19 protein-coding genes, 1 tRNA gene and 1 pseudogene are annotated in these 21,392 nt (G+C 67.7%); 12 read left to right on the top strand and 9 right to left on the bottom strand.

Going from position 1 to position 21,392, the window contains the following annotated elements:
- The 3 genes from G6016_RS16785 to serC all read right to left on the bottom strand — a co-directional run.
- Nucleotides 1-720, bottom strand: a 720-nt coding sequence (locus G6016_RS16785) for a DUF6928 family protein (RefSeq protein ID WP_182633731.1), incomplete at its 3' end; no start/stop codon positions are given.
- A gap of 9 nt (nucleotides 721-729) precedes the next feature.
- Nucleotides 730-1,857, bottom strand: coding sequence for a septation protein SepH (gene sepH / locus G6016_RS17440; RefSeq protein ID WP_241730413.1), 1,128 nt, complete (start codon nucleotides 1,855-1,857; stop codon nucleotides 730-732).
- A 351-nt stretch (nucleotides 1,858-2,208) separates the two neighbouring features.
- Nucleotides 2,209-3,333: a phosphoserine transaminase gene (gene serC, locus G6016_RS16795; protein ID WP_182633732.1), complete on the bottom strand. Its 1,125-nt coding sequence runs from the start codon at nucleotides 3,331-3,333 to the stop codon at nucleotides 2,209-2,211.
- Between the two features lie 238 nt (nucleotides 3,334-3,571).
- On the opposite strand from serC, the gene pdxH reads away from it, so the two are divergent.
- From pdxH to G6016_RS16815, 4 genes are all read left to right on the top strand, one after another.
- Nucleotides 3,572-4,198: a pyridoxamine 5'-phosphate oxidase gene (gene pdxH / locus G6016_RS16800; RefSeq protein WP_182633746.1), complete on the top strand. Its 627-nt coding sequence runs from the start codon at nucleotides 3,572-3,574 to the stop codon at nucleotides 4,196-4,198.
- Nucleotides 4,199-4,500: 302 nt separating this feature from the next.
- On the top strand, nucleotides 4,501-5,790 hold the full coding sequence (locus G6016_RS16805; protein WP_338403662.1) for a citrate synthase: 1,290 nt from the start codon (nucleotides 4,501-4,503) through the stop codon (nucleotides 5,788-5,790).
- A gap of 175 nt (nucleotides 5,791-5,965) precedes the next feature.
- Nucleotides 5,966-6,322, top strand: a complete 357-nt coding sequence (locus G6016_RS16810) for an FKBP-type peptidyl-prolyl cis-trans isomerase (RefSeq protein WP_182633734.1) — start codon at nucleotides 5,966-5,968, stop codon at nucleotides 6,320-6,322.
- Between the two features lie 167 nt (nucleotides 6,323-6,489).
- Nucleotides 6,490-6,735: a hypothetical protein gene (locus tag G6016_RS16815; protein ID WP_182633735.1), complete on the top strand. Its 246-nt coding sequence runs from the start codon at nucleotides 6,490-6,492 to the stop codon at nucleotides 6,733-6,735.
- A gap of 160 nt (nucleotides 6,736-6,895) precedes the next feature.
- Here G6016_RS16815 and G6016_RS16820 read toward each other — a convergent pair whose 3' ends face one another.
- From G6016_RS16820 to G6016_RS17780, 3 genes and pseudogenes are all read right to left on the bottom strand, one after another.
- Nucleotides 6,896-8,827: an acetate--CoA ligase gene (locus tag G6016_RS16820; RefSeq protein ID WP_182633736.1), complete on the bottom strand. Its 1,932-nt coding sequence runs from the start codon at nucleotides 8,825-8,827 to the stop codon at nucleotides 6,896-6,898.
- 63 nt (nucleotides 8,828-8,890) lie between these two features.
- Nucleotides 8,891-10,426, bottom strand: a complete 1,536-nt coding sequence (locus G6016_RS16825) for a carboxyl transferase domain-containing protein (protein ID WP_182633737.1) — start codon at nucleotides 10,424-10,426, stop codon at nucleotides 8,891-8,893.
- Nucleotides 10,427-10,566: 140 nt separating this feature from the next.
- Nucleotides 10,567-10,776: pseudogene (locus G6016_RS17780) on the bottom strand (ISL3 family transposase); the annotation flags it as partial.
- A gap of 403 nt (nucleotides 10,777-11,179) precedes the next feature.
- Between G6016_RS17780 and G6016_RS16835 the strand changes: the two are divergent.
- The 5 genes from G6016_RS16835 to G6016_RS16855 all read left to right on the top strand — a co-directional run bounded on the left by G6016_RS16835 (nucleotide 11,180) and on the right by G6016_RS16855 (nucleotide 16,619).
- Nucleotides 11,180-11,926 carry an enoyl-CoA hydratase gene (locus tag G6016_RS16835; RefSeq protein WP_182633738.1) on the top strand — a complete coding sequence of 249 codons (747 nt, stop codon included), beginning with the start codon at nucleotides 11,180-11,182 and terminating at the stop codon, nucleotides 11,924-11,926.
- 134 nt (nucleotides 11,927-12,060) lie between these two features.
- Complete coding sequence (locus tag G6016_RS16840; RefSeq protein ID WP_182633739.1) at nucleotides 12,061-13,698, top strand: substrate-binding domain-containing protein; 1,638 nt, start codon at nucleotides 12,061-12,063, stop codon at nucleotides 13,696-13,698.
- A 299-nt stretch (nucleotides 13,699-13,997) separates the two neighbouring features.
- Nucleotides 13,998-14,288, top strand: a complete 291-nt coding sequence (locus G6016_RS16845; RefSeq protein WP_182633747.1) for a DUF485 domain-containing protein — start codon at nucleotides 13,998-14,000, stop codon at nucleotides 14,286-14,288.
- Entirely contained in the window at nucleotides 14,288-15,907 is a 1,620-nt protein-coding gene (locus G6016_RS16850) for a monocarboxylic acid transporter (protein ID WP_182633740.1), read from the top strand. The genes G6016_RS16845 and G6016_RS16850 overlap by 1 nt, the downstream gene beginning before the upstream one ends.
- A 151-nt stretch (nucleotides 15,908-16,058) precedes the next feature.
- Nucleotides 16,059-16,619, top strand: coding sequence for a hypothetical protein (locus tag G6016_RS16855; protein WP_182633741.1), 561 nt, complete (start codon nucleotides 16,059-16,061; stop codon nucleotides 16,617-16,619).
- A gap of 499 nt (nucleotides 16,620-17,118) precedes the next feature.
- On the opposite strand, the gene G6016_RS16860 is transcribed toward G6016_RS16855, so the two are convergent.
- Together G6016_RS16860 and G6016_RS16865 are read right to left on the bottom strand one after the other, a co-directional pair.
- On the bottom strand, nucleotides 17,119-17,538 hold the full coding sequence (locus G6016_RS16860) for an LppA family lipoprotein (protein WP_182633742.1): 420 nt from the start codon (nucleotides 17,536-17,538) through the stop codon (nucleotides 17,119-17,121).
- A 136-nt stretch (nucleotides 17,539-17,674) separates the two neighbouring features.
- Complete coding sequence (locus G6016_RS16865) at nucleotides 17,675-19,294, bottom strand: alpha/beta hydrolase (protein WP_182633743.1); 1,620 nt, start codon at nucleotides 19,292-19,294, stop codon at nucleotides 17,675-17,677.
- A 208-nt stretch (nucleotides 19,295-19,502) separates the two neighbouring features.
- Between G6016_RS16865 and G6016_RS16870 the strand changes: the two genes are divergently transcribed.
- Nucleotides 19,503-19,835 carry a hypothetical protein gene (locus tag G6016_RS16870; protein ID WP_182633744.1) on the top strand — a complete coding sequence of 111 codons (333 nt, stop codon included), beginning with the start codon at nucleotides 19,503-19,505 and terminating at the stop codon, nucleotides 19,833-19,835.
- A 153-nt stretch (nucleotides 19,836-19,988) separates the two neighbouring features.
- Here the strand turns inward: G6016_RS16870 and G6016_RS16875 are convergent.
- Nucleotides 19,989-20,064: transfer RNA gene (locus G6016_RS16875), tRNA-Arg, on the bottom strand.
- A 199-nt stretch (nucleotides 20,065-20,263) separates the two neighbouring features.
- Here G6016_RS16875 and rplM point away from each other — a divergent pair.
- Both rplM and rpsI read left to right on the top strand, forming a co-directional pair.
- Complete coding sequence (rplM, locus tag G6016_RS16880) at nucleotides 20,264-20,707, top strand: 50S ribosomal protein L13 (protein WP_182633745.1); 444 nt, start codon at nucleotides 20,264-20,266, stop codon at nucleotides 20,705-20,707.
- Entirely contained in the window at nucleotides 20,704-21,252 is a 549-nt protein-coding gene (gene rpsI / locus G6016_RS16885) for a 30S ribosomal protein S9 (protein ID WP_338403663.1), read from the top strand. The genes rplM and rpsI overlap by 4 nt, the downstream gene beginning before the upstream one ends.
- Nucleotides 21,253-21,392: the final 140 nt, after the last annotated feature.

A 21,392-nucleotide genomic window follows, 5' to 3' on the forward strand; every position in this document is an offset into this window, starting at 1 on the left:
GTCGGGATGAATGTCCCCTCGGGCCGCGCGCATTGCTGCGGCGTGACGCTCCGCGCGGCCCGGACCCGCGGCGAGATGCCCCGCCGGGCCGGACGGGGTGTGCTGGCGGACCTCGCGGCGGCCATCGGTGGCGAAACCGTCGACGGGAACATCGATCCCGCCCGGCTCAAGATCGAAGCCCAGCCAATCGCGGTGGGCGGCATGCAGAAGCGCGGACGTGGAGAAGGGGAGGGCGAGCGGATTGTTCTCGGCGCCCTCGAGCGGAAACTCGCCCGCCCAATACGGCCGCTCGAACGGCAGCGGCATGCCCTCGTCCTCAACGATCCGATCATCGGCGGCCGCGAAGGAACGCACGAGCTTGCCCGACTCCCAGCGGGCGAACCCGCTCACGCCGGAGTCCGGATCGGAGGAGAAGGCGAGCACGGTGGGCGCTTCGACCAGCTTCAGCCACACCTGATCCGTCTCGGACGGCTTAACGCGGGCATCAATCGGCGTCTGCACAACGGTGAGCCCGGGAAACGAACCGATATAGATCTCGCCCTTGCCCGCCGACGCCGACCGATTCAGGGGGAAGGTGCCGAGCGAGGCCACCGTGACCTTGGGAAACAGGCGCGAAAGCAGGCGGCGGGCGAAGCCCGGATCAGACGGGATGCCCGAACGGAACAGGGCAGAGGGATCGTCGGTGTTCAGGTACCAGAATGTCGCGACGTGATGTCCCATGGCGCGGCGTCAGTCGTCCTTGCTCCGGACACCGAGGAGGACGTCCTCCCACGACGGCATCGTCGGATGCCTGCGCGAGGACTTGCGCTCCGGCTCGTTGGGCGTGTGCTGGAGGAAGTCGTCGTCGGAAGTCTCTTCCCGCTCGTCCTTCTTGCCGGACTCGGCTGCAGGGGCGTCCGGGCGGGTGTCGGCGGCGTGGCGTGAGGTGCCGGCGGCGTGGTGCGCGGTGTCGCGGCGGGCGTGGGAGGCTTCGCGATCCGCCGACTGGTCACTGCGCTTCGCATCGTCCGAGGGCGCCGAGCCCGCATCCGCGGACGTGCGACCTCTCGACGCAGCAGGAGGGCGCATCTCGATCGGGGCCGGTGAATCGGCTGCGGACGAGCGAGTGGAGGGAGCATTGAATGCCGTCGGGGCCTCGACCGCGGGCCGGGGATCGAACGGCGGGGGAGCCTCGACCGCAGGAGGAGTCTCGACCGAGGCCGGCACGGCGCGAATGGGCGGCGGGCCGGGTGGCTGCGGGGGCGCCTCCGAGACCGTGCGCAGGGCCGTTGCGCGCGAGGGATCGAGGATGCGCTCGGCGTCCTCATTAAGGGGCCGCGCCGAGCCGCCGTGCGAATCAGGCACGAATGACCAGGTGGCCTGCGCATCGTCAGAAAGGCCGGCCGGCCAGGAGATGGCCACCACCCAGCCGCCCGACCGATCCCGCCAGGCGTCCCACTTCACAAGTTCGGGGTCGATGCCGCGCTGGTCGAGGGCGGCGTCCACCTTGTCGGCGAGCGTGTCTAGTGACGGGCCATCGGAGAGGACAGGGTGAGAATTCCGAGCCAGCTCGGCGGCGTTCGACCGCTCCAGCAGCACGGGGATAGCGAATCCCTCGATCCGGGACATCGGCACCCCGGCATCGGCGGCGACCTGCTCGGGGGAGACGCCGTGCCGGATCCGGTCCTGGATCTCGCGAGGGCGAAGCGTTCCGGTCACCGGTGCGCGATCAGCCCCGCCGGCGGCCACGAACTCGCCCCGGGCTGCGGCGCGGAAACGGTCATCGAGCGGGACGGTGAATTTCTCACCGGAGTCCGGGACCTCGCATTCGACCAGCGATGACTCGGTGTCGACACCGATGATCCTCAGCTTCCGCATGCCGCCTCCTGACTCCTCACGGCCCCGCCGACGACTCGATGCGAGCACGCTCCGGGGCCTGGGCGTTGGACCACATGGTAGGGCAGTGCAGCCCACCCGGCGCGCGGACGGGCCGGGTGGGCTGCGGAAAACTACAGATGTTGTGAGGCGGTGCGCATCCGTGGCACCGGGTCGGGCCCGATCTCACGCTCGCCCGCCCGAAGACGGAAAACCCGCCCGATTGCGCAGGCGTATCGTCATCGAGCGTGTCAACTGCGCGGCCAGCGAGCCGCGGACCGTGGCGCACGCCTTGCAGGTCAGTCCACGAGCTAGCCCTGAGCGAACCCCGCAGGCCCGAGCCCCGGGCCAGCCTCAGGAAAGCTCGCCCACCACGTAGTCGATCGACCGGGTCAGCAGCGTGATGTCCTCGGGCTCGATCGCCGGGAACATGCCGATGCGCAGCTGGTTGCGGCCGAGTTTGCGGTACGGCTCGGTGTCGATGATCCCGTTCGCACGCAGCGTCTTGGCCACCTTGGCGGCGTCGATCTTCTCGTCGAAGTCGATCGTGCCCACGACCTGCGACCGGTGCGCGGGCTCGCCCACGAACGGCGTCGCGTACTCCGACGCCTCGGCCCACTCGTACAGCCGCGAGGAAGAATCAGCCGTCCGCGCCACGCACCAGTCGAGCCCGCCCTGCTCGTTCATCCACTCCACCTGGTTGGCGAACATCAGCAGCGTCGCGACGGCGGGGGTGTTGTAGGTCTGGTTCTTGGTGGAGTTGTCCACGGCGGTGGGCAGGGACAGGAAGTCGGGGCACCAGCGGCCGGACGCCTTGATCTCGTCGACGCGCGCCAGGGCGGCGGGGCTCATGATGGCCACCCAGATGCCGCCGTCGGAGGCGAAGCACTTCTGCGGCGCGAAGTAGTAGACGTCCGTGTCCTTCACATCGACCGGAAGCCCGCCGGCGCCGGAGGTGGCGTCGATGGCGACCAGCGCATTCTCGGACCCCGCCGGCCGCGAGACGGGCAGCATGACGCCGGTGGAGGTCTCGTTGTGGGCCCAGCCGATGAGGTCGACGGACGGGTCGGAGACGGGCTCGGGCGCGGTCCCCGGCTCGGAGGAGATCACGACGGGGTCGGCGAGGAACGGCGCGCCGCCGGTGACCTTGGCGAACTTGGAGGAGAACTCGCCGTAGGTCAGGTGCAGCGACTTCTCGCGCACGAGGCCAAACGCGGCGGCGTCCCAGAACGCGGTGGTGCCGCCGTTGCCCAGGACCACCTCGTAGCCCTCGGGCAGGGAGAACAGCGACGAGAGCCCCTCGCGCACGCGCCCCACGACGTCCTTGACGGGCGCCTGGCGGTGGCTGGTGCCCATGACGGTGATGGCGGCGTCCGAGATGGCCGCGATCTGCTCGGGGCGGACCTTGGACGGGCCGCAGCCGAAGCGGCCGTCGGCGGGCTTGAGGTCGGCGGGGATGGTGGGCAGCTGATCGCTCATGCTCTGTTGATGCCGTTCCTTGTCGTGGGATGGGATAGGGCCATCGTAGTCGGGGGCGGTGGCGCGGCCGAGTAGCGTCGGTGTCATGCAGGAGAATGCCCCCGGTGGAGCTGCCGAAATCGTGCATCCGAGCGCGCCCGCGACGGAGCCCTTCGTCGCCGCAACTGTGCACCTCGCTGCCGAAACCGTGCCCCACGCCGGCACTGATCCGCACCTGGAGCCCACCGATTTCGACACGATGCGCGTGGGTTACGGCCTGCACGAGCGCCTGGCCGCCGCGCATCTCTCAGGCGGGTGGTTGCCCCTGTTCACCGCGTGGCTCGACGAGGCCGGTCGGCGCGGCGTCCGCGAGCCCAACGCGATGGTGCTGGGCACCGCCACCCCCGACGGGCGTCCGTCGACTCGCACCGTCTTGTGTAAAGGCGCCGACGAGCGGGGGCTTCAGTTCTTTACGACGACGACGTCGCGCAAAGGCGCCCAGCTCGCAGCCTCGGAGTTCGCGTCTGTGACCTTCCCCTGGCTGGTGGTCGAGCGTCAGGTCCACATGGAGGGGCCATGCCATCCCCTGAGCCGGGAGGACTCACTCGCGTACTGGCGCACTCGCCCGCGGGGATCGCAGGTCGCGGCGTGGGCCTCCGAGCAGTCACGAACTGTCGACTCTGTCTCCGCGCTGGAGGCCCAGTACGCCGACGCCGAGAGGCGGTTCGCGGGCGTCGACGAGATCCCGATGCCCGACCGCTGGGGCGGCTTCCGCCTCACGCCGGAGCGCGTCGAGTTCTGGCAGGGTGGCCGCGACCGCTTCCATGACCGCGTCGAGTGCCGCCTCGACGCCGGCAACTGGGTGGTCTCCCGCCTCCAGCCGTAACGGCCTCACCTGATCCACTTGCCGGACAAGTACCTTGAGTTGCCGAACATGAGGTGCGAAAATCGTGCTGAAGACCTGCAGGATGTTCGGCAACTCGGGATCGGTGTCCGGCAAGTTTGGCGGCCTAGGATCTCCGCGCGATCGACTGTCGGGGGCATTGCGTTACCACGCATGTCGGGGTGTTCGGGGGGATTACTGTCAGGCTCTCTTCTAACCCTGAGAGTTGCTCACGGTAGGGTGTGGCACAGCACATTCGTGGCGGGACTATGGCCGCCGGGACCAGTCGTCGGAGAGGTAATCGCGTGACCGCAGGCTCGAACGGTTCGGACCGCAATGCAACACTGTCGTACCCCGGCGGTGAGTTGGAACTTGACGTCGTTGACGCCACCTGCGGTAGCGACGCTGTCCAGCTTGGCCCGATGCTGGCCAAGACGGGGATGACCACTCTGGACGTGGGATTCGTCAACACGTCCTCGTGCACCTCGGCCATTACCTACATCGATGGCGGTCAGGGCATCCTGCGCCACCGCGGTTACCCGATCGAAGAGCTGGCGGAGAAGTCCTCGTTCCTCGAGACCTCGTACCTCTTGATCTACGGCGAGGACCCCACCGAGGCCCAGCTCACCGAGTTCACCGAGAAGGTCATGGGCCAGGTCGAGCTGCCGGCTCAGATGACCCCGCTGCTGCAGGCATTCCCGCAGGACACGCACCCCATGCCGGTGTTCTCCGCTGGTGTCAGCCTGTTCGGCACCCACGGTGACGACCTGGATATCGACGATCCCAAGGCTGTCGACATGGCCACCGCGCGTCTGCTGGGCCGTGGCCCGACGCTCGCCGCCGCCACGCAGCGCATCCGCGCCGGCAAGGACACCGTCGCGCCGGACTCCTCGCTCGGCTACGTCGGCAACTTCCTGCGCATGACCTTCGGTGAGGATTACGAGATCACCGACGAGGTCGTCAAGGCGCTGGACATGCTCCTGCTCCTGCACTCGGATCACGAGCAGAACTGCTCCACCTCGACGGTCCGCATGGTCGGCTCGTCCGAGGCTCCGCTGTATGCCTCGATCACCGGCGGCATCAACGCCCTGTACGGTCCGCTGCACGGTGGCGCCAACCAGGCCGTGCTGGAGATGCTGGAGCGCATCCAGGCCGAGGGCGGCGACGCCACCGATTACATGGATCGCGTCAAGAACAAGGTCGACGGTGTGAAGCTGATGGGCTTCGGTCACCGCGTCTACAAGAGCTACGACCCGCGCGCGAAGATTGCCAAGAAGCACGCCGATGCGCTGCTGTCGAACAGCAACGATCCGCTGCTGGAGATCGCGCTGAAGCTCGAGGAGACGGCGCTGGCGGACGACTACTTTGTCGAGCGCAAGCTGTACCCGAACGTCGACTTCTACACAGGCCTGATCTACCGCGCGATGGGCTTCCCGACGGAGATGTTCACCGTCCTGTTCGCGCTCGGTCGTATGCCCGGTTGGATTGCGCACTGGCGCGAGATGCGCGAGGATCCCACCACCAAGATCAACCGTCCCCGTCAGGTCTACACGGGCCACGACGAGCGGAGCTTCACGCCGATCAGCGAGCGCTGACTGGAGCCACAGCCACCTCCCAGTCGGCGCTGCTAGTCGGCGGGAGATTACCCGGTCGGCGCTCGTTGCGCTGATCGGAGACAAACCCCCGGCAGGCTGCGCGCTTGCCGGAGCAAAGCCCCGGTCAGATTGTGTGCTGGCGCGGGGGCCCCGGAAAACTCCAGGAGGAGTAACCATGGAGAAGCCCGAGATCGACATGCCGGAGGGCCCCGCGCCCACCGAGCTCGTCGCTGAGGACATCACGGTGGGAGAGGGCAACGAGGCTGTTGCCGGCGGAAACGTCACCGTCCACTACGTGGGTGTCGACTTCGAGAACGGTGAGCAGTTCGACTCCTCCTGGGATCGCGGCGAGTCCATCACGTTCCCGCTGGACGGCCTGATCCAGGGCTGGCAGGAGGGCATCCCGGGGATGAAGGTGGGCGGCCGTCGCAAGCTGACCATCCCGCCGGACAAGGCCTACGGCACCTCCGCTGCCCTGCACCCGCTGGGCGGCAAGACGCTGGTCTTCGTGATCGACCTCCTCGAGGCCTGATCCACCCCCGACCGCTATCGGCGGCCGGACCCAGACTCGCTCGACGCCCCGCTTCCTTCACGGGAGGCGGGGCGTCGGCGCATTTAGTGGGGCCGGGACGGCGCTGCGGAGATTATTGCGAACACGCTGTTCGTGAGTGGTGGGTACGCTCTGAGCACGTCAGGATGATGACCGAGTGGAGCGCGCTGGGAGGCGAGGACATGAGCTACTACGAGTTGGAGCTCAAGGTCGCGACACCCAAGCACCTGGCACGAGACACTTTCGATGAGCTGGTCGACTCATTGGCCGACGCCGTCGCGACTTATCCGACGGGATTGACGGCGACGTCAGCGCGTCGCACAGTCCGCAGTTTGCCACTGTCCACCTCTCGCTGGACGACGACACCGATGAAGGCGCGATGGCCCGAGGAATAGCTGCGGCCAGGACGGTCCTCCAGGAATCGCGAAGAGTGTTCGCCCCCCACGTTCGTCGAGTGAGATCGTGCGAAACCCACTTCTCGACGAACTACGGCCGGCCGGGGGCGGGGCGGGGGGCAGCGGGAGCGGGGCCGCCCCCACCGCCAGCCACCCGCCCCTACTTCTCCCCGCGCAGGTACGGCGCCAGCGCATCCAGCACCGCGGGATCCTCGATGGTCGAGGGCACAGCCACGTCGGTCTGCCCGTCGGCGATCTGCCGCATGGTCTTTCGCAGGATCTTGCCGGACCGGGTCTTGGGCAGTCCCTGGACGACGGTGCAGTCGCGGAAGGTGGCCACGGCGCCGATCTCGTCGCGCACCATCTTCACCAGCTCGGCCCGCAGCTCCTCGGGATCGCGCACCTCGCCGGCCTTGAGCACCACGTACCCGACGGGCCGCTGGCCCTTCAGTTCATCGCGAACACCGATAACCGCCGCCTCGGCGACGGCCGGGTGCTTGGCGATCACGGCCTCCATGGACCCGGTGGACAGCCGGTGCCCGGCGACGTTGATCACGTCGTCGGTGCGTCCCATCACAAAGACGTACCCGTCCTCGTCGATGTATCCGCCGTCGCCGGTGGTGTAGTAGCCGGCGAAGGTGGACATGTACGAGGTGAGGAACCGCTCGTCGTCGTTCCACAGGCCGGCCAACGTGCCGGGCGCCATGGGCAGTCGGATGGCGAGGTTGCCGTCTTCGCCGGCGGGCACTTCATTGCCTTGGCCATCCAGAACGACGAGCGCGTAGCCGGGCACTGGCACGGTGGGGGACCCGGCCTTGATGGGCATGGGTTCGAGGCCGCGCATGTTGGAGGCGATGGGCCAGCCGGTTTCGGTCTGCCACCAGTTGTCCACGACGGGCACGCCGAGTTTGTCGGTGGCCCATTGGTAGGTGTCGGGGTCGAGGCGTTCGCCGGCGCAGAACAGGGTGCGTAGGGCGGTGAGGTCGTATTCGCTGACGAGCTCGCCGCGCGGGTCTTCCTTGCGGATGGCGCGGACGGCGGTGGGGGCGGTGAACAGGGCGGTGGCTTTGTGTTCGGAGGCGACGCGCCAGAAGGCGCCGGCGTCGGGGGTGCCGACGGGTTTGCCCTCGTAGATGATCGAGGTGGCCCCGACGAGGAGCGGGGCGTAGACGATGTAGGAGTGTCCCACGACCCAGCCGACGTCGGAGGCGGTCCACCAGACGTCGCCGGGGCGGACGCCGTAGATGTTCCACATGGACCAGGCCAGGGCTACGGCGTGGCCGCCGTTGTCGCGGACGACGCCCTTGGGTAGGCCTGTGGTGCCGGAGGTGTAGAGGATGTAGAGCGGGTCGGTGGCGGCGACCGGCACGGGGTCGGCGGGTTTGGATACGACGACGACGTCGTCCCAGTAGCTCCATGTCGTGCCCGGCGTCTCGGGGAACGTCTCATCCGGGAACTCGGTGTGCCTCGGCGCCACGATCACGCTGGCCGGGGTGTGATTGGTCAGCTCTAGCGCTTTGGACACCATCGGGAAGTAGGGGACTTTCCGGGTGGGCTCGATCCCGCCGTGGGAGGTGACGATGACCTTGGGCCGGGCGTCATCGATCCGGATGGCGAGCTCGGGCGCCGCGAACCCGCCGAATACCACTGAATGCACAGCGCCGAGGCGGGCACAGGCAAGCATGGCGATGGCGGCGCGGGGCACCATCGGCATGTAGATCACCACGCGGTCGCCCTTGCCCACACCTTCAGCTGCGAGCGCGCCGGCGAACTCCGCGACCTGCTCCTGCAGCTGGGAGTAGGTGATGGTCTCCTTGGTGCCGGTGACGGCGGAGTCCCAGATGTAGGCGGGCTGGTCGCCGCGACCGGCTGCCACGTGGCGGTCGATGGCGTTGTAGGAAGTGTTCAGCTGCCCGTCGGGGAACCACTTGTAGAAGGGGGCTTCGGTGCCGTCGACGGCCTGGGTCGGCGGGGTGGTCCAGTCGATGTCTTTGGCGACGTCGAGCCAGAAGGCGTCGGGGTCGGTGATCGACTGCCTGTAGGCGGCGGCGTAGGCCGACGTGCTGGCGTCCGTGGCGTTGGTGTCCGTCATCGCGTGTTCCCCTCACATGCACGGGTGCGACCGTCGTTCACTTCGGCGGCCGTGTGACTGGGTTCACTCTAGTGGGACGCCGAGGTCCCGATAGCGGGACATGCGCTCGGCATACCTCCGCTCAGGGGGACGCCGACGCACCTCCACCAGGGCGGTGGCGACGGCGTCGGCCATGCGATCGCAGAACGCGTCGGGTTCATCGGCGGCGTCGGGCTCTTCGGGCACCACCACGTCGACGATTCCGGCGTCGTACAGGTCGGCGGAGGTGACGCCCTGGGAGCGTGCGACCTCGGCGGCGCGGTCGGTCTCGTGGTACAGGATCGCGCTGGCGCCCTCGGGAGGCAGGGGTGCCAGCCAGCCGTGTCGGGCGCACAGCACCCGGTCCGCCGGTAGCAGCGCGAGCGCGCCGCCGCCGGTGCCCTGGCCGAGGATCACCGACACCGTCGGCGTGGGCAGGGTGACGAGGTCGGCGAGGCTTCGAGCGATCTCCCCGGCCAGGCCGCCTTCTTCGGCCTCGCGGGACAGGGCGGCGCCCTGGGTGTCGATGAGCAGGACCAGGGGGACGCCGATCTCGGCGGCGATGCGCATGCCTCGTCGGGCCGTGCGTAGTGCGGATGGGCCGAGGGGGTTTTCTTCGGTTTCGGCGTCGCGGTCTTGGGCTAGGACGACGGCGGATTGTCCGCGGAAGCGGGCGAGCGAGAGCATGAGTGCGCCACTGTCTTCTCCCTGGCCGGTTCCCGAGAGCGGGACTCGGTTGGGGGCGACGCGGTCGAGGAAGTCTGCTGCTCCGGGGCGGTCGGGCCGGCGGGATCGGGTGATGGAGTCCCACGCGTCGGCCCGCTCGGGCTCTTCGGCGTCGGGCTCAGCCCCTGCGGGCGTGTGCTCGGTATGTGGCCCGGGCTCGTTCTCTGCCGGCGGGTCCTGGCACAGCACCTGCAGTGCGCGAGCGGTGAGGTCCCGTACGCCTTCGGGTGGCAAGACGCCGTCGATCATTCCTCGCCGGGCGAGGTTCTCCGACACCTGCACTCCCTCCGGGAATGGGGTGTCGTAGAGGGCTTCGTAGACGCGGGGTCCGAGGAATCCGATGAGCGCGCCGGGCTCTGCCACCGATACGTGACCGAGTGATCCCCAGGAGGCGAAGACGCCGCCGGTGGTGGGGTGGCGCAGGTAGACGAGGTAGGGCAGGCCTGCGGACTTGTGTCCGGACACTGCTGCGGAGATCTTGACCATCTGCAGGAACGCGATGGTGCCTTCTTGCATGCGGGTGCCGCCGGAGGTGGGGGAGGCGAGGATGGGCAGCTCTTCTGCGGTGGCGCGCTCGATGGCGGCGACGATCCGCTCTGCGGCTGCGATTCCGATCGACCCGGCGAGGAAGTCGAATTCGCACGCGATGATCACTACGCGCCGCCCCTCGAGGGTTCCCTCGCCGGTGATCACTGATTCGTCGACGCCCGACTTCTCTTCGGCGCGCTCGAGCGATTCCGCATATCCAGGGACGGTGTCCACCTGGGCGGAACGGAGGGGCGGGCCGTCCCAGGAGCGGAACGAGCCGGGGTCCACGACCAGGTTGAGGATCTGCCGAGCGCCGATACGAGCCATGTCCACGATCCTACGGTGGGGCTACGACAATCGAGCCTGCCTGTGAGTCTGTGATGATTGCTGTGACTCGGTGACACATCCCGCTGGACTTCAGACATTGGACTCTGAGGCTTGCGTGTGGCGCAAAACTGTTGCGATCTGTGCAACGCCCGGCTGCCGCTGGTCCGTCGCGACCACCTCGCCTCGCCGCACCGTCGGCACCACTGATCTGGTTCCACCACGCGGCACGCGAGGACCGCACGATCCGGTTCAAGTCGTTGTCCGGTCACGCTCAGACCGAGGCCGTCGAGTCGAGCGAAGGCGGTCAGGTCAGGGCGGCCGAAGCCGGCCGGCGGGGTAGCGTCGGACACGTCGAGGTCTTTCGGATGGATGGCGTAGGAACCTCCGTCGTCGGGAGATCTCGACGTCTATCTGCGGACCGACGCGCCCGGCCGACCTACACCCTCATCTGGGAAGAGCCATCAAAGACTCGCAGTACCGATGGGTGGCCACATGCAAGGAGTTCGACGCTGTTCGAGGCGCATTCACTCACGAATCCAAGTTGCACTTGTAGGAGCGGTCGATCAAGGATCTGAACCAATCTGCGATCTTCCGTGCTGAACGACCAATTTATCCCGAGCCCAAGGGGCAGCACTTGGTGATGCGGACATGGAGAAGCTCCGTCGTGTCCACGCGGCGGCCAAGCGGCAAAATCCGTCAGGAAGACAGGCATCCTCGGATGGCGTTCATCAACTCCGCAGTATCATCTGCGGCATGATCGTCACCAGCCGAGATGGCGCAATCGTCACCATCACCATCGACCGCCACGAGACCCGCAACGCCCTCGATGCGCAGGTGTGTACCGCGATACGTGAGGCGGTCGAGGCGGCGGCCGCCGAGGCTGACGCCGATGACCCGGTGCGGGCGATCGTCATCACCGGGGCCGGCACCGCCTTCTGTGCCGGTGCGGATCTGTCCGGGGGCGTCTACAACTCGGAGTTCATCGACGCCCACGCCTCCATGCTGCGGACCGTCGAGTCGGTTCCTGTTCCGGTGATCGCGGCGGTCAACGGGCCCGCCATCGGTGCCGGGGTCCAGCTCGCTCTGGCCGCGGACCTGCGCGTGGTGGTGCCCGGCGCGGTGTTCGCGGTGCCGGTGGTGAAGGTCGGCCTCGCGCTGGACAACTGGACCATCAAGCGCCTGGCGAACGTCGTGGGTGGCGGTCACGCGCGGTCGGTGCTCATGACCGCGCGCCCAGTGGGGGCGGAGGAGGCGGCCCGGATCGGGCTGGCCAATGAGATCGGCGATCTGGATACGGCACTGGAGCTGGCCCGCGAGATCTCGGGCTTCGCCCCGCTGACCCTGCGGCACATCAAGACCGTGATCAATGACGATGCGGCGCGGCTGCTTCCACGCGATGAGCACACCGAGCTGCAGCAGAAGGCCTGGTACAGCGAGGACATGGCGGAGGCCCGCGCGGCGCGTGAGGAGAAGCGGCCGCCGGTGTTCCGCGGGCGCTAGATGCGCTGATCCCGGCAGGTGGTGGGTCCATGGCCGGGTCGGGCTGGGTACCATACCAGCGCCCGACCCGGAACTCCTGACGTGGGCGAATGGTACGGCCCCGGGTGACGCAGTAGTAGAAAGGCCGCCACCTGATGGCCAGGCACAGTGCAGCTCGTCAGAGCTCCAACCCGACGGCCCGCCGGGTCGTGATCGTGGGCGCCGCGATCCTCGCGATCGTGGTGGTGGCGGGACTCGTCATCAACGGCCTTTCCAAGGCGGGGATCGGCGGTTTCTGCGGGGACCGCGAGACGATCAGGGTGGCCGCCGAGCCGGACATCGCAGAGCATGTCCGTGCCCTGGCAGAGGACGCCGACGGCTGCCACGATTTCGAGGTGGAGGCCCTGAGCTCCGCCGACATCTCCGCCCGCGTCACCGCGCGGGAGGAGATGCCCGATCTTTGGGTGCCGGACTCCGCGGTGCGGCTGGAGCAGGTCTCCCACGAGGTCCAGGTCCCGTTCGCCACGGTCCTCAACTCCGTCGCCTCCACACCTGTGGTGATCGCCTCGCGTGGCGGCGCACCGGTGGATATGTCCACGTGGACCACGGCGCTGGCCACCCCGGGGCTGACAATGGGCGACCCGGTCCGCTCGGGCATCGCCGACGCGCCCGTGCTGGCCGCCACCTCGGAAGTGGAGTCCATGCGCTCGACCGACGACGCACTGGGCGCGTCCATAGCGGCGCTGGCGCAGGGGCAGGCCGCCCGTATGGAGGTCCCACCCGCGCCCCGCGAAATGCTCGACGCAGTGATCGCCGAGGGCGGTGCCGCGGTGGTGAGCGAGCAGCAGGCGGTGCTGGTCCAGCAGGAGGTGCCGGACTCCGGGCTCGAGCTGGACGTGCCCGCCACGGGAGCGGTGTTCCTGTCCTACCCGCTGGCCGTCACCACCCAGGACCCCACGCGCCGCGAAGAGGTGACTCTCGCCGCCGAGGAACTCCGCGACGCCACCGCCTCCGACGACTACCTCCAAGCCCTGGCCGCCGACGGATTCCGCACCGCGGACCGCGCCCCGCTGGCCGACAGCGCCGGGGTGGGGGAGACCGAGGCGCTCGTGGTGCGTGACCCGAACCGCGTCCACAGCACGCTCCAGCGGTGGCGGCTGCTGTCGATGCCCGGCCGCTCACTCGTCCTGGTGGACACCTCCGGCTCGATGAACTTCGTGATGCCCGGGACCAACGCCACCCGCATCCAGGCGCTCGTGCAGACCGCCACCGCCGGACTGGGGCAGTTCCCCGATGACGCGGCGCTGGGCCTGTGGGCCTTCGGCGGCACCGCCGGCCGGGACGGGCGCCCGTACGCGGAGGTGGCCCCGCTGCTGCGGCTCGACACCCCGATGGACGGCGGCACGCACCGGGACGCGCTCACCGGCGCGCTGAGATCTCTACCGGGCCTGGTGGGCGGCGAGACCGACCTGTACCGCTCGGTGCTCGATGCCTACGCCATGGTCCGGGACAGCTACGACCCCAACGCGATCAACTCGATCATCGTGATCTCCGACGGCGCCAACGACGCCACGTCCTCGTTGGATCGCGAGGACTTCCTGGCACAGCTGCGCGAGAGCGTGGACCCCTCCCGCCCGGTCGTGGTGGTGTCCCTCGGACTCCTCGAGGACGCCGACCCCGCGACCCTGGCGGAGATCAGCCAGGCCACCGGCGGCAGCAGTCACATCGCCAGGACCCCAGACGAAGTGGTGCAGGTGTTCGCCCAGGCGATCGGCCAGCGCGGCGGCGCCTGACTCCGGACCGGCGGCCCTCAGGCCCGCCTCAGGGCGGCACTAGCCCCGGATGAGGTGGCCGCATCCCCACGATGGGGGTGCGGCCACCGGGCATTTTGCGGTCGAGCGCGGAAATCGGGCGTTTCGCGGGTACGTCAACATGTGCTCCGTGTCACACTTCCGGGGTCAATGTCAGTGGGCTGCATCACTACCCGGGTGTGGCTTGAGAACCGAAACGGAGGATCTCCGTGTCCCAACCACCTGACCCGTCGGCCGGAGGTGCGTCACGGCGCACCCCGAGCGCGGCGGAGTTTGCGGCCATGCAGGCCAGCCCCGAGTTCCAGGAACTGCGCAGCCGGTTCCGGTCATTCGTGTTCCCTATGACCATCGCGTTCCTCGTCTGGTACTTCCTCTACGTGCTGCTGTCGATCTACGCGACGGGCTTCATGGGCACCAAGGCGTTCGGCAACATCACCTGGGGCCTGATCATCGGCCTGGGACAGTTCGTCACGACCTTCCTCATCACCTTCCTGTACATCCGGTTCGCCAATCGGCAGATCGACCCCCGCGCGGAAGCCATCCGCCTCGAGCTGGAAGGTGAGGCAGCCTGATGGACTGGTTGATCAACATTCGTGAGCTGGCGCCCGGTGAAGAGGTGGGCAGCACGCTGCTCAACATGGTCGTCTTCGGCATCTTCATCGTGGTGACCATGGCCCTGGTGCTGCGGGCCTCCAAGTCCACCAAGTCCGCCAAGGACTTCTACACCGGTGGCTCAAGCTTCACCGGCCCACAGAACGGCTTCGCCATCGCCGGCGACTACCTGTCGGCCGCCTCGTTCCTCGGCATCGCCGGAGCCATCGCCATCAACGGCTACGACGGCTTCCTCTACTCAATCGGCTTCCTGGTGGCCTGGCTCGTGGCCCTCATGCTGGTGGCCGAGCTCATGCGCAACACCGGCCGCTTCACCATGGCCGACGTCCTGAGCTTCCGTCTCCAGCAGCGGCCCGTCCGCATGGCGGCGGCCCTGGCCACCCTCGCGGTGTGCCTCTTCTATCTGATTGCCCAGATGGCCGGCGCTGGCGGGCTCGTCGCCCTGCTGCTGAACATCAACGACTCCACAGGTCAGGCGCTCGTCGTTGCTGCGGTGGGCGTGCTGATGATCGTGTACGTCCTGGTGGGCGGAATGAAGGGCACCACCTACGTGCAGATGGTCAAGGCCGTCCTGCTCGTCGGCGGCGTGCTGATCATGTGCCTGCTCGTGCTGGTCGCGGTCCGTGGCAACTTCTCAGCCCTGCTCGGGGAGGCCGTGGCGAACTCTGGCAAGGACCTGCTCCAGCCGGGTCAGCAGTACGGTGCCACCGAGACCTCCAAGCTGGACTTCATCTCCCTGTCCATCGCGCTGGTCTTCGGCACCGCCGGCCTGCCGCACGTTCTGATGCGCTTCTACACCGTGCCCACGGCCAAGGAGGCTCGCCGGTCCGTGACCTGGGCGATCGCGCTCATCGGCGCCTTCTACCTCTTCACCCTCGTCCTGGGCTTCGGTGCCGCCGCCATGGTGGGCCCGGACGTCATCAACGCCGCGCCCGGCGGCGTGAACTCGGCCGCCCCGCTACTCGCCTTTGCGCTCGGCGGTGAGATCTTCCTGGGCATCATCTCCGCGGTAGCGTTCGCGACGATCCTCGCTGTGGTGGCAGGCCTGGCGATCACCGCCTCGGCCTCGTTTGCGCACGACATCTACAACGGCGTGATCAAACACGGGAAGGCGTCCGAGCAGTCGCAGCTGCGGGTCTCGCGGATCACGGTGGTGGTGATCGGCATCCTGTCGATAGTCATGGGCATCGGCGCCATGGGGCAGAACATCGCGTTCCTGGTGGCCCTCGCCTTTGCGGTGGCGGCGTCGGCGAACCTGCCCACGATCCTGTACTCGCTGTTCTGGAAGCGCTTCAACACCACGGGCGCGCTGTTCTCGATGTACGGCGGTCTGATCAGCACGCTGGTGTTGATCGCGCTGTCGCCGGCGGTGTCGGGCAGCGAGACGTCCATGATCTCGAGTGTGGACTTCTCGATCTTCCCGCTGTCCAACCCGGGCATCATCTCCATCCCGCTGGCGTTCCTGCTGGGCATCATCGGCACGTTCCTGGGGAAGAAGGACGAGTTCCCGGAGAAGCGCGTGGAGATGGAGGTCAGGTCCCTCACGGGCGTGGGCGTGGAGAAGACCATCTCGCACTAGCCGCAGCACCCCCGCGGGAGCGCGCTCAGTGCTTCCCACGCGGGCACCTTCCGGTCCGCCCGGTCGTCGTGAGACGGCCGGGCGGTCGGCGTTCGGGGATTGAGCGACTACCCTCGGTGGGCACCACACCATTTTGGAGGCGGTAGAGCAGATGTATCCCGGACAGGATGATCAGACCCGGCACATGGGGCAGCAGCCCGATTCGCGTGCGTATTCGCAGTATGGCGGGGGACAGGGCTACGACGACGACTACGCGGCCACCAGCTACCCGCCCGAGAATGCGTACGGCTCGGCTCCCGCACCCAGGAGCGGTCCTCGGGTGGACGTGGGCAAGTTCGTGGGCAGTGTGCTGGCGACCGCTCTCGTGGCGGCTATCGCCGGGTGGCTGATCGCGTGGGTGGTGGAGGCGGTGTTCCAGCGCTTTGGCCACGTGTGGGCCAATGGCGGCAATACGCCCACGATGTACGCGATCTACGGCGCTGTGGCGGCGATCCTGGCCGGCGTGCTCTGGTACCTGCTGCTCATCGGCACGGCCAACCCGCGGCAGTTTTTCTCGTGGGCAGTGGGCTTGCTCATCGTGGCGGCGGTCGCGCTGCCGCTCCTGGTCACGGTGCCGTTCATCGACGGGGTGGCGGCGGCGATCGTCAACCTCTTCATCGGCTTGCCGATCCTTGCGCTGACGAGCGCGTTCTCCAACACCATCAGGCGGTAGCTCGCGGCTTCCGGGTGGCCTCGAGGATGGTGCTGTCTGACCGTTGCCGGTAGTGCGGCCGGTCAGGCGTCGGTGGTGTTCCTGCCGGTTTTATGACGACGACGAGCCCGACGGTCTCTCGTTCGAGTGCCTGCGCGGCTGGTGCTCGATGGCCGCGAACCACGCTGGGCCGAGTTTTGTGTGCACGCGCGAGGTCGGTGCTCCGGGCGGGGAGGTTCGCCCGCCCCCGTCTGGGAGCGCACGGCCCAGTCGACGGTGCCCGCACCTGCCGCGCCGGCCAGGAGCGCGCCGGGCTTGGTGGGCGCCCTCCGCTCGAATTCGCAGCTCGCCTAGCTGTAATGACCACGGACGTTGTGTCGTCGGTCGGCATGGCGGGATGACCTGAAGAAGACCTCCGTGTGAGGTGTGGAAGCGACCAAGCAAACACACGCACAACGGAGGACTTCGTGTCCCACGCTAACGCCACCCTCACTCCGACCGGAGGGCTGCGCATTGGCCCTCAGGGCAGGTGGCACCCGGTGGCGAAGCTCAGAGCAATATCCGTTTGGTAGCTGATCGAGAAGTCAGATCCTTCGTACGGTCCTGCAACCTTGAATACGGCGCCTTCGTGAACCTTCGTGTCCATGGCCACGGTGGTGAATCCATGCTCCCTGAGCAACGGAGTCACCCGCTCTCGAATCAGGTCCCACTGCTCGGAGGTGGGCCGGGCATCCAGCCCCCAGGAGGCCGAGATGAGTCTCAGTGCCCGGGGGTCGTCGTCCCCCTTGTTCTCCCGACACGACGGCTTCTTGTCGGCACTGTATTGACCCCACTGGCCGCCGGGAACGATCTCGGAGATCACGTCCTTGATCTGGCCCGCCAACTCGCGATACTCCACGGTGATCACGTCGAGGGTTGGTCGGTCTTGTATCGATTCCACGTGAAGACCTCTCTCGTCCATCGGTTCGTGGTCGTCGCCAAACCCACACGACGAGAGTGCACACGCCGCGAGTAGTCCGGCGCTCAGAAGCACACGCATTCGTGCCCATGCACCCGTTGCACCACTGGCGGATCGGCTAAAAATCATAATCCGGGAATCTTCCGAACGGTGTCTGGTGGTAGTTCTGTTGATCGAATTGTTGCCTGTCGAACCCTATTATCAGGTCCGGACTTCCTGTGGCGACGGCGCCGAGGTTCCACAAGCTCGTCGATTCCTCCACTTCGTACTGGCTGTGCCCGGTCGAGCCGACCAGGTCCCGCTCCACATTCACGCCCGCATCCAGTCGGGTCAGGTCAGGATTGTCCTGGGGCCGCCCACCGAACGGGTCGAATGCCACGGCGGCCTGGATCGGCTCCTTGGCCGCGAGCATCACGTACCGGTTATCAGGTCCTACTCCGAGTGAGTCGGCGTCAAACGGCTCACCCGACGACTCCAGGCCCGGCGAACCGTAGAACACCACAGCATCTGCCGGCCCGCCTGCCTGAAGCCCCTCGCTGGTAGTCAAGGAACCATAGGAATGGCCGAGCACCGTGAGGTGGTTTCCCTCCGTGCTGGTCGCCTTCATCCCCTCCAGTGCCCTGGCCAGGTCTGGAGCGGCCTCGTCCGCAAAGGTGGGCTGTCCGGCCTCTGCTAACGCGTTCAGAACGGGCATGTCTTGGCCCGGGAACTTCATATTCATGTACGTCACCGTGGCAACTGTCTCGTGTCTGCGGCCTGTGCTGGTCAGGTGGTCCTCCATCTGCCGGTCCAGCTTGGACAGTTTGTCGAGCTCGCCGATCAGATCTGTGCCCGCCTCCGGATTGTCGCGTGTCGTCGTGGTCATCCCAGGGACGTGAACGGCAACGTGATCGGCAGTGGTGATGTCGTTCTGGGCGACGATGGCACCGATCCCGTCCTCATACGGCTTGAGTCCGAGCAGGTAGCGCTTCAGCTCATCAGGAGTCCCCGGCGGGTTGTGTGCCTGGTCGACCAGCGTGTCCAGGTCCGCGAGCTTGTTGTCGATCGCCACGACGAGATCATCATTGCTTGCGTGCCCGAGTCTGCGCAGGTCCGCCCTGTCGTCAAGCAAGTCCTCGCGCAACTGGGGAATCCAGTTCCGGATCGCCTCATCGCGCACCTTCGGGTCGATTCCGTACGCTTCCGCGAGCAGGTACGGCCGCTCGGTGATCAGCTCCTGCCGCTGCTCTGGACTCAACGTGTCGAGGTAGTGCTTCTGCTGCTCGATGTCACGAGGCGGAACGGGCGCTTCGAACATGCGATCAGCTCCCGCCCGCCCCTTCCTGCTCGCGTCCTCGACGGACATCCCGTCGCCGGTGAAGCCGCCCTCGGCGGCCTTAGTGAGGATCGCGGTTGTGTCTGCTTCGACGTCCGCAGCCGTGGCCAGGATCGCGTGGACCCGGGCGGTGATCTCGGTACGGGCGGCTTCCTTCGCGGCCTTGGCGGCGGACGCCGCGGCCGTGGCGGCCGGCCCTCCGAGTGTCCCGGCGACCGCCCCGACATCGCTGGTTCCAGGTCCGTCGATCACCGCGCCGTCGCCGGTGATCACCAGTCCGAACTCGGCGGCGTGGTCCCGGGCGTCGTCGAGGGCGTTCTTCAGGGTCTTGACCTGGTCGATCAGGCTGGTGACGAGTTCTTTGATCGCGCCGACGGTCGCGGCCCGGTCGGAGATCTCAGACGACAGCCGCGAGAAGCTCACGTGTGCGGCGGCCGAGCTGATGGGAGAACTCCTCCAGCGCACCGGTATCCCAGGAATCGATCTCCCCCAGGCTCAGTGCCACCTCGCCCCTCCCGCTTCCTCGACGCCGCTGTGGCCGAATGCTAACCGACCTCGACAGCAGGTGGGTGCGTTAACATCCCAGGCGAACAGCCCTCACACACCACACGTCTCGGAGAGGTGAGAACCGATGTCGGGACTGGAAGTCGACCCCGTCGAGCTGCACCTGTCCGGCGGCACACTCGCGACCGCCGCTGGCGACTGCGGCCCCGCACTGGCGGCGACCACCGGCCAGGACTGCGGGCGTGGCTTCCCTGGCACCTCGAGCGCCGCCCACGCGGCACTGTCCTCCGCCTGGAAGGAGTACGACCGCGCCCTGATCGCCGCCCTGCACTCGACTGCAGCACTGCTGCACGAGACTGCCGAGACGTACACCGCCACCGACCACGCCAACGCCGCCGGCATCCAGAAACACTCGCCCGCCGCCAACCCACTGCCTGGCAGCTCGCCGCTCAACCTCTGAGACACCGCTGCGGATGGCGGGATCAGGCCGGACCGGCAGTCTGTTGGGGGTGATGTCGTCGTCGTCGTTGTCGCCCGCCGACCGCCGACCGCCGGCGCGCTGGGCACGGACCAGTAGTGGGGGATAGGCAGGGCAGATCGCACTACTGCGACGTGGTGCCCTCGGCAGGATTCGAACCTGCGACACCGTCTTTAGGAGAGACGTGCTCTATCCCCTGAGCTACGAGGGCGGGAACCGGGGAGAGTCTAGCCGATCGACAAGACGAGTTGGAGGAGCAGGCTCCGGGTCGGTAATGTAGACCCTCGGCGTTCACGTCGGCTTCGCTTTGCGGGGCCGTCGATCGCCTCGCGCGGGTCACCACCGGCCGCCGCACGAGGGGAGAGCGCCCGGTTGGCCGGCATCCCACTAGATAGACAGAGGTATCGCCTGTGTCCACGTACACCCCCAAGCCCGGGGACGTGACGCGCGCCTGGTACGTCATCGACGCCACTGATGTGGTGCTCGGTCGACTCGCCGTGCAGGCCGCGAACATCCTCCGTGGCAAGCACAAGCCGCAGTACGCCCCGAACGCCGACACCGGCGACTTCGTCATCATCATCAACGCCGACAAGGTCGCGATCTCGTCGACCAAGCGTGACCGCGTCAAGCAGTACCGTCACTCGGGCTTCCCGGGCGGTCTGAAGTCGCGCACCCTCGGCGAGGCCATGGACTCGCGTCCGGACCGCGTCGTGGAGAAGGCCATCAAGGGCATGCTCCCGCACAACAAGCTCGGCCGCTCCGTGGCGTCCAAGCTCAAGGTGTACGCCGGTGCCGAGCACCCGCACGCCGCCCAGCAGCCCGTGCCCTACGAGATCAAGCAGGTGGCCCAGTGACCGAAGAGAACATCACCCCCGAGGCCGAGGCCCCCATCGCCGAGGAGGTCTCCGACGAGCTGGTGGCGGATCTCGCCGCTGAGGTCGCCGACGACTACTCCGAGGACGAGCTCGCCACCGGCGAGTTCGCCGCCGACGTCGAGGCGCCCATCGTCACCGATGGCCCCGCCCAGGCTGTTGGCCGCCGCAAGGAAGCCGTCGCCCGCGTGCGACTGGTTCCCGGCTCCGGCCAGTTCACCCTCAACGGCCGCACCCTCGAGGACTACTTCCCGAACAAGGTGCACCAGCAGCTCGTCAAGTCGCCGCTGGTCCTGGTCGAGCGTGAAGAGCAGTTCGACATCGTGGGCCTGCTCCACGGTGGCGGCCCGTCGGGGCAGGCAGGTGCACTGCGCCTGGCCATCGCCCGCGCGCTGACCCAGTACTCGGGCGAGGACCGCCCGGCCCTGAAGAAGGCCGGCTTCCTCACCCGCGACGCCCGCGCCGTCGAGCGCAAGAAGGCCGGCCTCAAGAAGGCCCGTAAGGCCCCGCAGTACTCGAAGCGCTGATCTCACCTTCGATCGCTTCTCCCAGAGCAGGTTCCCGCACTTGCGGGGGCCTGCTCTGGGGCATTTCGGGGGAACGGACCCCAACGCTCCAGGATTGCTGAAGATATCCTGTGCGAACGCCCAGGCCACAGGGCACCCAC

The sequence above is a fragment of the Dietzia aerolata genome (genome assembly GCF_014144865.1).
Lineage (GTDB): Bacteria > Actinomycetota > Actinomycetes > Mycobacteriales > Mycobacteriaceae > Dietzia > Dietzia aerolata.